This is a genomic window from Dolichospermum sp. LEGE 00246 (genome assembly GCF_015207865.1).
In the GTDB taxonomy this organism is placed as follows: Bacteria; Cyanobacteriota; Cyanobacteriia; order Cyanobacteriales; family Nostocaceae; genus Dolichospermum; species Dolichospermum heterosporum.
Genome location: NZ_JADEWA010000114.1, coordinates 1 through 12,613 on the forward strand (window position 1 = coordinate 1; position 12,613 = coordinate 12,613).

The 12,613-nt window shown below is 39.5% G+C and carries 8 protein-coding genes; 7 read left to right on the top strand and 1 reads right to left on the bottom strand.

All coding sequences use genetic code 11. The features are described 5' to 3' along the window. Positions 1-268 precede the first annotated feature (268 nt). The gene (locus IQ228_RS10200; RefSeq protein WP_027404863.1) at positions 269-1,171 is read left to right on the top strand and encodes a S1 RNA-binding domain-containing protein; all 903 of its coding nucleotides are present in this window, start codon (positions 269-271) and stop codon (positions 1,169-1,171) included. 574 nt (positions 1,172-1,745) lie between these two features. Beyond that, a complete protein-coding gene (locus tag IQ228_RS10205) occupies positions 1,746-3,989 on the top strand; it encodes an FdhF/YdeP family oxidoreductase (protein WP_193962791.1) in 2,244 nt (747 codons plus the stop codon). A gap of 551 nt (positions 3,990-4,540) precedes the next feature. Here IQ228_RS10205 and IQ228_RS10210 read toward each other — a convergent pair. Beyond that, positions 4,541-5,605, bottom strand: coding sequence for a mannose-1-phosphate guanylyltransferase (locus IQ228_RS10210; protein WP_027404865.1), 1,065 nt, complete (start codon positions 5,603-5,605; stop codon positions 4,541-4,543). Positions 5,606-5,949: 344 nt separating this feature from the next. Here IQ228_RS10210 and IQ228_RS10215 point away from each other — a divergent pair, with 344 nt between their 5' ends. The 5 genes from IQ228_RS10215 (at position 5,950) to IQ228_RS10235 (ending at position 12,523) form a co-directional block, all read left to right on the top strand. Then, positions 5,950-7,455, top strand: a complete 1,506-nt coding sequence (locus IQ228_RS10215) for an LCP family protein (RefSeq protein ID WP_027404866.1) — start codon at positions 5,950-5,952, stop codon at positions 7,453-7,455. Positions 7,456-7,527: 72 nt separating this feature from the next. After that, on the top strand, positions 7,528-8,034 hold the full coding sequence (locus tag IQ228_RS10220) for a pentapeptide repeat-containing protein (RefSeq protein ID WP_027404867.1): 507 nt from the start codon (positions 7,528-7,530) through the stop codon (positions 8,032-8,034). A gap of 49 nt (positions 8,035-8,083) precedes the next feature. After that, the gene (gene murJ / locus IQ228_RS10225) at positions 8,084-9,688 is read left to right on the top strand and encodes a murein biosynthesis integral membrane protein MurJ (protein ID WP_027404868.1); all 1,605 of its coding nucleotides are present in this window, start codon (positions 8,084-8,086) and stop codon (positions 9,686-9,688) included. Between the two features lie 388 nt (positions 9,689-10,076). Then, positions 10,077-11,426: a magnesium transporter gene (mgtE, locus tag IQ228_RS10230; RefSeq protein WP_027404869.1), complete on the top strand. Its 1,350-nt coding sequence runs from the start codon at positions 10,077-10,079 to the stop codon at positions 11,424-11,426. Between the two features lie 92 nt (positions 11,427-11,518). Further along, positions 11,519-12,523, top strand: a complete 1,005-nt coding sequence (locus IQ228_RS10235; protein ID WP_027404870.1) for an aspartate carbamoyltransferase catalytic subunit — start codon at positions 11,519-11,521, stop codon at positions 12,521-12,523. Positions 12,524-12,613: the final 90 nt, after the last annotated feature.

The following is a 12,613-nucleotide window of genomic DNA, read 5'->3' on the forward strand; positions in this document are numbered from 1 at the left end:
TAAGAGACAGAGGTAGGGGAGGGAAGAACAGAAGTTTTTTCCGATCATTACCCGTCAAAATAAATTTGACGAGCTACTAGTACCACAGGGCGGAACTCAAAAGTCAATACTTCGACAAGCTCAGTAACCAGTTAAAAGTCAAAACTAAGACATTATAGGCTTTTTAACGATTTAGAATAGTTGGTTTATTTCCGCCAATCTGTACTAGCCCAACCACTGACCACTGACCACTGACAACTAAACAAATAACAATTTATCTTCAAACGTCATGAATTCCGAATCTAAACTTTCTCAAACAGCCAACTCGTCTTTTTCAATGGATGATTTTGCCAAAGCCTTGGAAAAACACGATTACCAATTTCAAAAAGGACAAGTTGTTCGTGGTAAAGTTTTCCAAGTTGACCACGACGGCGCTTATGTTGATATTGGTGGGAAATCCTCCGCGTTTCTTCCCCAAGAAGAGGCTTCCTTGAGAGCAGTAGCTGATTTGTCGGAAGTATTACCGATGAATGAGGAACTAGAGTTTTTGATTATTCGGGATCAGGATGCTGAAGGTCAAGTTACCATTTCCCGCAAGCAATTGGAAGTGAAACAAATTTGGGAAAAACTGTTAGAAATGCAGGAGAATTCCCAAAGTGTGCAAGTACGGGTAACAGGTGTCAATAAAGGTGGTGTCACTGTTGATCTTCTAGGTGTCCGGGGTTTTATTCCGCGATCGCACATCGCCGAACGTGATAACCTAGAAGCACTCAAAGGTCAAACTCTCACCGTAGGCTTTTTAGAAATCAATCGGGAAACCAATAAACTCGTTCTCTCTCAACGTTTAGCCGCTCGTTCTAGTAACTTCAGTTTATTAGAAATCGGTCAATTAATCGAAGGAAAAATTACTGGCATCAAACCTTTTGGTGTATTCGTAGATTTTAACGGTGTCAGCGCCTTACTACACATCAAACAAGTGAGCCAAAAATTCATTGACTCTTTAGAAAAAGTCTTTCAAATTGGTCAACCAATTAAGGCTGTAATTATTGATTTAGATGAAGGTAAAGGTCGAGTTGCTATTTCTACCAGAATCCTAGAAAACTTCCCCGGTGAAGTCGTGGAAAACTTTGCAGAAGTCATGAACTCCGCCGAAGCTCGTGCTAATCGTGCAGCTAATAAAACGGCTGAATAGGTAATTGCTAATTGACCCAGATCCCCGACTTCTTGCAGGAATTTATCATTGGACATCTCCGAAAATTAAATATGCGTGACATGAAACCCCTGTAGAGACGTTCCATGTAACGTCTCTACAATCTTTACCGGAGATGTCTATTGATTAACACAATCAAAAAAGAAGTCGGGGATATTAAGTAGGTTAGCATTGAAAATCGTCGTTATGGCAAGGCAAGAGGCAAGAGGCAAGAGTAAGAGGATGTTTTAAAAGTAGTATTCCGTAATTTTCATCACGTTGCTACCCCCTTTCCCCTTGTAAAGGGAGGGGTAAAAAATATTTGATACATCAACCATAACTTTTCAAACACCCTCTTAGTCACGAAGAAGTCATTAAAGCATATAATCAACTTCATAGCACGGAATTTACTATAGAGAATATTGTCAATTGAACGCAGATAAACGCAGATAAACGCAGATAAAGAGGGATGAATTAATTAATGGATTTCATGTTTCTGTGCAGCTTTATAAAAATTGGTATAAGCTAAATATTAAAAAATCGGTCCGTAAAAAAATAAGATAGGAAACTCCTATTTATGAATAATTTACCCGAAAACAAATCTAATTCCCAATCCGGTGGCGGTTTACCTGTAATCCAATATTGGCTAGAAAAAACTCTCTCACCCCAAGGATTACAATTATGGCAAACTCTCAATCATAAAAGTGCCTGTTTATCCTGTGCTTGGGGTACAGGTGGACAAAAAGGAGGGTTTGTTAATGAAGCAGGAGAATACTTACAACGTTGTGCTAAAAGTGTAGAAGCCATTGCTGCGGAATTGCAACCAGGAATTAAATCAGATTTTTTTCAAAAATATCATATTAATGAATTACAACAACTGACCTCTCAAGAATGCGATGATTTAGGTAGACTGACTTATCCTCTCATCCTCAAATCAGGTTCATCTCATTATCAACGCATTAGCTGGGAAGAAGTTTATCAAATCGCCACAACAGCCTTTCAACAACCAGCAGAAAAAATTGCTAGTTATAGTTCTGGACGTTCTTCCAATGAAGCTGCATATTTATTACAATTGTTAATGCGATCGCTTGGTAGTAATAATCTAGCAGATTGTTCAGATTTATGTCACGTCCCCTCAACCATCGGCTTAAAAAAAGTTTTCGGTTCAGGCACATCAATGGTAAGTTTAGAAGGCTTACAACATAGTGATTGTCTAGTTTTAATTGGTTCTAACGCACCTGCAAATCATCCCCGCTTAATGAACGAATTGATCAAATTGCGAGCAAGAGGCGGTAAAGTAATTATTATTAACCCCCAAATAGAAATCGGTTTAGTCAAATTTGCCTCGCCAGCATTTCCCATCAAATCATTACTCACAGGTGGTTCAGATATCTCTTCTTTATATTTACAACCCATTCCTGGTAGTGATGTCGCATTATTTGTCGGGTTGCAAAAATCCCTCATTGCCCAAAATTTAATCAAAATAGAATATCTCCAATCCTACACCCAAAACTGGCAACAAATTTTAGATTACGCAGAAAATATATCCTGGGATCATATCACTAAAACCTGCGGATTATCCCAAGAAGAAATTACAGCCACAGCTTATATCATTGGTAAATCAGAAAGTGTAGTATTTGCTTGGGCTATGGGCATAACTCAACAAGCCAACGGCGTAGAAAATGTTTTTAGTATAGCAAATACGGCTTTAATTACAGGTAACGCCGGTAAAATTGGCGCGGGAACAATGCCCATTCGAGGACATTCTAACGTGCAAGGATTTGGTTCAATGGGTGTAACCATCAATTTGCGAGAAGAAATCAAACAAGCACTATCTAAGCTGTTAGGAAAACCCCTCAATGAAACTCCTGGTTATCATACCCGTGATTTAATAGCAGCAGCAGAATTAGGAAAGATCAATACACTCTTTTGTTTGGGGGGGAATTTGTATGCAGCTAACCCAGACTTACAACAAGCAAAACAGGCTTTATTACAAATAGAAACCATTTTTTATGTAGCGACAAAACCGAATATAGGACATTTTCATGGATTAGGAAAACAGCAAACTTTAATATTACCTGTTTTCAATCGGTTTGAAAATCCCCATAGGACTACAACAGAATCAGGTAATAATTTTGTGAGGTTAAATGATGCAGGTAAAAGTCATTTACGCCCAGGTAATTCTGATTTAATTTCTGAAGTAGAACTAATTACAGAAATTGCCCATCGTCTACATGATGAAAATCCGATTAATTGGCGTAAATTACAAGATACTATTTATGTTAGAGAATTAATTGCTAAAACCATTCCTGGCTATGAAAAAATAGGTGAAATTGATCAAACTCAGGCAGAATTTACCATTGCCGGGCGGATTTTTGATGAACCTAAATTTCCCACTTTTAATGGTAAAGCGCAGATGTTTGTTACCCCTTTACCACAATTAACTTTACCGCATAAATCAACTTTTGGGGTTGAGGAAAATCAGCCAGGAATTGTAGTCATATTGGGAACAGGACGCAGCTATGGACAACATAACACGGTAGTTTATCGCAGTGAAGATAAATATCGCAAAATGCCCCATCGTTATTGTATTTTAATGAATAGTCTGGATGTACAAAAAGCAGGATTTCAGGAACATCAACAAGTTACAGTTAAAGGAAATGCAGGGGAATTAGAAAATATTGAAATTATTTGTGGTGCAATTCGTGAAGGGGTAGCTTTTATGTTTTATCTTGAAGCTAACGTTTTATTTAAAGCAGATATTGACCCCAAAAGTGGGATACCTGCTTATAAAAGAGTTCCAGTTTTTGTTTATCAATAAAATCTCAATAAAATCTCGTTCCCAGTCTCCAGTTAAGTAATTGGACAAAAATATTTACAGTCATTGCGAGCGAAGCGAAGCAATCACAACCCGTGGAATTGCTTCATTTCACTTCGTTCCATATGGCTAACGCCACGCAACGCTTACGCAATGACATTTTGTAATTAATTCTGTCCCACTACTTACAGCAAATTGTCATCAAACCCGGAACAAGAACCCCACCCCCAACCCCCTCCAGTATCAAAAGCTTATCCTTTTCTTCCCCCCGCGGCGGGGGGATTTAGGGGGGTGCGATGAGGGGGCTAAGATGTACATCATAAGATTGGAAATCGCTGTAAGAGTTCCCTGCCCTCACAGACAACTTTTTCAGCAAACCCCAAGTATGAATTCAAGAGTCTTTGACTCCACCTGACAAAAAAGTGGAGTCTTCGGAAATTTATGCCAAAAAAGGCTCAAATCCGTTATTTGATATATACTGTCACAAAATACTATTAACAGTCTAGTTATAATAAACAGCAAGACTTTGAGCCATCTACCAAGGGGTTTAAATTTTACAACAAGCCTGTAAATCGCTGATCATTTTGCAGAATTTTCAAAATCTGCTTAATTTCTTGGGTGCGGTCTTTCTTCACTACCAGAGTAACATTGCGATCGCGCACAATCACCACATCCTCTAAACCAATCGTGACAATGACATCATCAGCATTGGAGGCATAAACGATCGCTCCCTGAGTATCCAAACCCACATGAGTAGCAAGTTCTAGATTAGGATTATCATCCTGCTTCAGCAAGCGTTCAATAGCATTCCAGTCACCCAGATCATCCCAACCAAATGCTACTGGCAAAACATAAGCTAGACTGGTTTTTTCCATTAAAGCATAATCTATACTTTTCTTAGGTAACTGGGGATAAATATCAACACCATGTTGTTCCAAAGGTTTCATAATTTCCGGTGCATGGGTGCGTAATTCTGACAAAACAACACCGGCTCGAAAAACGAACATCCCGCTATTCCAGCTAAACCGTCCCGTTGACAAAAAAGTTTCCGCCGTTTCCCGGTCGGGCTTTTCAGTAAATCGGTTTACATGATACGCTGGCAACTCATTAAAACTACCTATTTTTTCGCCTTGTTCAATATAACCATAGGCAGTTGATGGAAAATTAGGTTTAATACCCAAAGTCACAATCGCTGCTTTCTTAGTCGCCAAATCCTTAGCAGCCGCTAAAGTTTCGGCAAATAGCTCCGGGTCAGCAATCCAGTGGTCAGCAGGAAAAAAGCCAATAATAGCATCTTCCCCGTAACGCTTTTTAATTTCTAAACTTGTCCAAGCAACAGCAGCAGCAGTGTCTCGACCCTGGGACTCAATTAGTAAATTCGACTCTGGCAAATCAGGAAGTTGTTCTCGCACCCCTTGAGCAATGGGACTAGAAGTAATCACCCACAAATTTTCCCAACCACCAGCCAGAACTAATAATCTATCAGCAGTTGCTTGTAGTAAACTTCTTGAGCTACCATCAAGGCTTAAAAATTGCTTAGGTCGGTCTAGTCGGCTCAAAGGCCAAAAACGCTCGCCTTTACCACCCGCCAGAATCACAGGAAAAAATAAATTATTCATATCGGTATACATCGGTAATTCAGAACAATATACAGCAGAATTCACCGAGTCAGGAGTCACCAGGTCAGGAGTCGCCAGGTAAAAATGGCTTTGTGTATAGGTTTCAACTTAGATTTCGTACCTCCTAACCCCGCCACCTGCTGTATCTGATGTAAATGTTTACGTATTCACTTTGCGATGATCTTCACTGATGAATTTTTCTGGTTGAGTATGTTGTAATTATCACTGATTGAAACTGTGAGGAAATTTCACAAAATCTAAAATTTCCACAGCGAGTTTTAACTCGCAATATTTGTAGCTTGTATTAACATACCTTTAAGGAGTGGTTGAGTGGGGAGAAAATTATGATTAAACAAATTCAATGGTCAGAAAATCAGGTAGTACCTCAACAAGTCCCAACCTCAGAACCGGAGGTAAAACAGCCACCGGTTCAAATGTTGGAAAATCAGGTAGCAACCCAACCAGCACCAGCCCCAACTTCGTCGGTGAACCCAAAATCATCAGTCAACTCTTCTCGGAACGTCCTTGAATCCCCTGGCACTATTCCCAACGAACTCTATGACCGTCTAGGCTTAACAGTTCCCCGCTGGTTATTGTGGGTCTTAACAATTGTTTTAGGGATAATTCTATCTGGATTACTAGCATCAAGTTTGGCACTATGGACTCCCCTCTGGAGCAATCTCGACCAAGGGAAAGATGATGAATTCAGTCCTAATAAACAAGACCAAATCAAAGTACCTGGGGACTTATGGACTAAACTTTCTCAGTACAAACTATCAAAACCCATGAATATTTTAATTATGGGCATTGAACCAGTTACTGGTACTGTAGACGGTTCACCAGAAAGTTTTGCTGGTAAAAGCGACACCATGATGTTAGTGCGGCTCAATCCCAGTGATAAATCTATTCGCCTACTGTCAATTCCCAGAGGGACAATGATAGCCATTCCCGAACAGGGATTAACGAAGGTATCGGAAGCTAACGCCAAAGGTGGCCCAGTTTTAGCCGCCAGAGTAGTTAGTCGGAGTTTAGGTAATGCTCCCATAGATAGGTATATCCGCATTTCTACTAGCGGTTTTCGGGAATTAGTAGAACAGTTAGGTGGTGTGGATGTATTTGTCCCTCAAGCCATGAATTATCAAGATCAGGCTAGTGGCTTTGCTGTGAATTTAGTTAGCGGTTGGCAAAATCTCAACGGTGAACAGGCAGAACAGTTTGCCCGTTTTCATGAAGAAGGTAAAGGAGATTTACCCAGAGTCCAGCGACAACAAGCACTAATAAATGCTTTAATGCAACGACTCAACAGTCCCACTGTTCTACCCAGGTTGCCCCAATTAACTCGCAGCATGAGAAAGTATTTTGATACCAACCTGAAAATGGAAGAAATGATGGCATTAGCGAATTTTTCCGTCAATGTAGACCGGGATAATTTCCAAATGTCCATGTTACCTGGTACATTTAGCAAATTCAGTCAAGATGCCAATAGCTATTGGTTAAACATGACTGGACAACAAACTTTATTAAATGATTATGTTGGGGTAGATATAACTGGCATTAAATCAGATACCAGACCGGTTTCTATTCAAAGAATTGCCGTGCAAAATACTACTAACCAACCCCAGTTAACGGAAAAAGTAGTTACCTATCTTAAACAGAAAGGTTTTACTAATGTTTACATAGTTCCCGACTGGCCAGATACTCAACGCCAAACTCAGATTATTGTCCAAAAGGGCAGCCGACAACCAGGAATTGACTTGCGACAAGTTTTAGGTTTAGGACAAATCGAAGTTTCTGGCAATGGTGATTTGGAATCTGACCTCACAATTCGCATTGGTAAGGATTGGAAATAGGTAATAGGTAATAGGTAATTGGTAATATTTACTCTTGCCTCTTGCCTCTTGCCTTCTACAAATTTAAAATTTATGAACAAGATTTTTTGCCGATTCTTGAGTTTAATATTGGTTTCTATTTTGGCAGGATTTTCGGTAATTACGAATCCTCAACCAGCTTTTGCTCAAATTAACACCATTAATTACAATAATGCCAGTTTGGAAAACCGTGACTTTTCCTATACTGATTTAGTTGGGGGAACTTTTGTGGCAGCGGAAATGCGGGGAACAAATTTCCAAGGTGCAAATTTAACTAACGCAATTTTTACCAAAGGCGTTTTATTAAAAGCAAATTTAGAAGCTGCAAATTTAACAGGGGCTTTGGTTGATCGTGTTACCTTGGATAGTGCTAATCTAAGAAACGCTATTTTCACAGAAGCAACTTTAACCCGTAGCCGTTTTTATGATGCTGATATCACTGGTGCTGATTTTACAGACGCACTTATTGACCGTTATCAAGTATCCTTACTCTGTCAAAGGGCGGATGGTGTGAATCCTGTAACTGGTGTTTCTACAAGAGAGAGTTTGGGTTGTCGGTAAAAAATTGACAACTGACAACTAACAACTGACAACGGACTAATAAATATTCGTGACACAACAAGATCAAAAACCTGCTCGTTCCTTCGCTGGCATTGCTGGTATTGTTGCCGCAGCAACATTAATTAGTAAAGTGTTTGGTTTAATTAGGCAGCAAATAATCGCTGCGGCTTTTGGTGTAGGTGCAGCAGCTACAGCTTATAGTTATGCCTATATTATCCCTGGTTTTCTTTTAATCTTACTTGGTGGTGTCAACGGACCTTTACATAGTGCCATTGTCAGTGTTTTGGCTAAACATAAAAAAGAGGAAGCTGCACCGATAGTAGAAACAATCACAACTCTTGTGGGTGGGTTGTTATTAGTGGTGACATTTGCTCAGATTTTCTGCGCTGAGTATATTGTTGATTTTGTGGGTCATGGCTTAGAAGCAACTACAAGAGCGATCGCTATCCGTCAAATCCAAATCATGGCACCCTTAGCATTATTTGCTGGTTTAATTGGGATTGGGTTTGGAACTTTAAATGCAGCTAATCAATATTGGTTATTATCAATTAGTCCATTATTATCTAGTATTACTGTTATTATCGGTATTGCTATTTTAGGGTTACAACACGGTAAAGAAATTATTCGTCCCGAATATGCTTTAATCGGTGGCATAGTATTAGCTTGGGGAACTTTAGCAGGGGGAATTCTCCAATGGTTAGTACAGCTAATTGTGCAATGGCGGTTAGGACTAGGAACATTACGCCTGAGATTTGATTTCAAATCCCCCGGTGTGCAAGAAGTAATTAAAATCATGACTCCAGCGACAATATCATCAGGAATGATGCCAATAAATGTCGCTACTGATCTTTATTTTGCTAGTCCTATTGTTGGTGCAGCGGCAGGTTTTAACTATGCTAATCTTTTAGTCCAAACTCCATTAGGAATTATTTCTAATATTATTTTACTGCCGTTATTACCAACATTTGCCAAACTTTCCCACCCAGACAATTGGCCAGAACTAAAATTGCGTATTCGGCAAGGACTTTTATTAACTGCCGTTACCATGCTACCTTTAGGGGCATTAATGGTATCCTTATCTGTGCCAATTGTCCAGATAGTTTATCAACGGGGAGCATTTAAACAAGAAGCAACTCAGTTAGTGTCTTCTCTATTAATTGCCTATGGAATTGGGATGTTTGTCTATCTAGGGCGTGATGTTTTAGTTAGAGTATTTTATGCTTTAGGTGATGGACAAACACCTTTTAAAATTAGTATATTTAATATTGTTCTTAATGCTGTATTAGATTTAATATTAGTTGAACCTTTTGGTGCGCCTGGATTAGTTTTAGCTACAGTTGGAGTTAATTGTAGTTCCATGTTGATGTTGTTATTTTTGCTCAATCGCAAACTTAATGGCTTACCCTGGCAAGAATGGTGTGTACCAATTTTGGGGTTAACGGTTGGGAGTATAATTGCAGGTTTAGCCAGTTTTGGAACTTTGGTTGCTTCCCGACAGGTGTTAGGTAAACCAGATTTAATTAATTTACTAATAGAATTATCCATATCTGCTTTTGTGGGAATTGGAGTATTTGCGATAATTGCTTCTAGAATGAATATTCCCGAAGTGAATATTTTTGTAATCAAGATGCAACAAAAGTTTTTGAAGAAATAAGGGACTGACAATTAAAAAAATATCCCAATCTGTATTATAGATGTAGGGGTTTAGCAGTGCTAAACCCTTACTTATTTGCTACTCCCTAAATCAAACGCTAATGCACTCTACAATTATTGGATAATTTATTTTTTGGGAAATTTTCACCCATAATTTACATTAACGGCTTGTGTCAGTTACCAGTTATGCTTAGAATGTCATTTAGCATCTATCGGAAAACTGGATTCCGAGCTAAAATCTTTAATTAGCGGTGCTATTTTTAGTTTTCACGTTGATATTCAATTTTACGAGAGGTTATGGACAAAAGTCCAACAGATGGCAGTAGTATCCTCCTCTAAGCTGGCGAGACAGTCTCCCAGCGCGGGGGAGACTTTAGGAGATTTCTATTATGCTTACACAGGAAATTCGCAAGTCCTTAGATATTGCTGACTTAAATCAGCTTAAATGTGACTTGAATTGTTTACAGCCAGTAGATGTGGGTGAGTATATCACTCAATTGCCCGAAAAACAAAGAGCGATCGCCTTCCGATTACTCAACAAAGATCAAGCCATAGATGTCTTTGAGTATTTACCCACAGAAGTACAGGAAGACTTGATTAACTCCCTCCACGATGCCCAGGTAGTAGACCTCGTTGAAGAAATGAGTCCTGATGAACGGGCATATTTATTTGATGAACTACCAGCAGGAGTAGTCAAACGCTTATTACAACAACTCAGTCCCGAACAAAGACAAGCTACAGCCACAATTCTCGGCTATCCAGAAGGGACTGCGGGGCGGGTAATGACAACGGAATATGTTCGCTTGCGACGAGGTTTAACTGTTGGTGAAGCCCTCAGTAAAATCCGCTTGCAAGATCAGGATAAGGAAACAATTTACTATGCCTATGTCACTGATGATAATCGCAAATTAGTTAGTGTTGTTTCTTTGCGTCAGCTATTATTTACCTTTCCCGATGTCTTAATTAAAGATATTGCCAGCTCCCACGTTGTCAAAGTTAGGACAGAAACCTCTCAGGAAGAAGTCGCTCGTATTATGCAGCGATACGATTTAATCGCTATACCTGTGGTTGATAGAGAAGATAGATTAGTCGGTATTATTACAATTGATGATGTCGTAGATATTTTAGAAGAAGAAGCTACAGAAGATATCCAAAAATTGGCAGGGGTAAGTGGTGATGAAGAAGCCTTATCTCCCGCACATATTACTATTCGGAAACGGTTGCCTTGGTTATTGGGGATTATGGGATTATATATTGGTGCTGCCAGTGCGATCGCTCCTTTTCAACAAGTCATCGCCGCTGTACCCGTTCTCGCCGTGATCATGCCCATATTTTCTAACACAGGGGGGACTGTAGGTATACAAGCCCTGACTGTCACTATTCGCGGTTTAGGTGTAGGAGAAGTCACACCCGAAGATACTGGTAAAATTCTCCGCAAAGAACTTTTAGCTGGGTTAGGAACAGCCGTAGCTTTAGGGCTGACAATGGTTGCCCTTTCCCTAATTTGGGCTAAACCCCAAGAAAGATGGGTAGCTTTAATAGCTGGGGCAGTTATGGCTACTAATACAATGGTAGCGGTGACTTTAGGAACCTTGCTACCAATGGGTTTAAAGCATTTAAAACTAGATCCAGCCTTAATGAGTGGTCCGTTAGTGACAACAATGCTAGATACCATCGGATTTTTAACCTTCCTCAGTATGATTTCTATCGCCTTAAAGGTATTCCATTTAGAAAGTTAATCGGTTGGTAATTGGTAATTGGTAATTATGCTTTTTTCGTCATTACCAATAAACAATTATCTAAAATCTAAAATCTAAAATCTAAAATCCCAATGTCTACTACTACCTGGAATCGTCATCACATTCTTACACTCGCTGACTTCACAACCGCTGAATATAACGCCGTTTTACAAACTGCGGCTTCTTTTCAAGAGGTACTATCACGACGGACAAAGAAAGTCCCCACATTACAGGGACAGGTAGTAGCAAATTTATTTTTTGAACCCTCTACCCGCACCCGCAGTAGTTTTGAAATTGCGGCTAAAAGGCTAAGTGCAGATACTCTCAACTTTGCCGCAGCTACATCTTCCATGACCAAAGGTGAAACAATTCTTGACACCGCCAAGACTTATTTAGCAATGGGAACTGATATTATGGTAGTCCGCCATAAGGATGCAGGAGTGCCACAAGCGATCGCTCAAGAAATGGATCGTCTAGGTGTAAAAGTTAGCGTCCTCAATGCCGGTGATGGACAACATGAACATCCATCCCAAGGATTACTAGATTTATTCACAATTTGTAGTTTAATTGACCCTGCACAACCCAAAATTGAATCATTGCAAGGTAAAAAAATTGCTATTGTCGGCGATATCTTACATTCTCGCGTAGCCCGTTCTAATATTTGGAGTCTCATCGCTAGTGGTGCCGAAGTTCACCTAGCTGCACCTCCCACATTATTACCTAAATTCTTTGCAGAATATTTAGGATGTCCAGCAGACTCTAGCCGATTATTTACCCATTGGCAACTAGAACCAGCTTTAGAAAATGCTGATTTTGTGATGACATTGCGTTTACAAAAAGAACGGATGACAGCCCATCTATTACCTAGTTTACGAGAATATCATCAACTATTCGGCATTACTCGCACCAAGTTAAAACTTTGTCAACCTAACGTTAAAGTATTGCATCCAGGTCCAGTAAATCGGGGTGTAGAAATTAGTTCTGATTTAATGGATGATCCCGAATTTAGCTTAATTCAATCTCAGGTAACTAGCGGTGTCGCAGTGCGGATGGCACTTTTGTACTTTATCGGTAGTGGTAGTGGTAGAGTTAATTAATCATGATGCCATAGCACTTGCATGATTGAAAATCATACTTGGTTACGAGAATTTATTTAAATAAAAATATTGATTCTGTCTCTTATACAC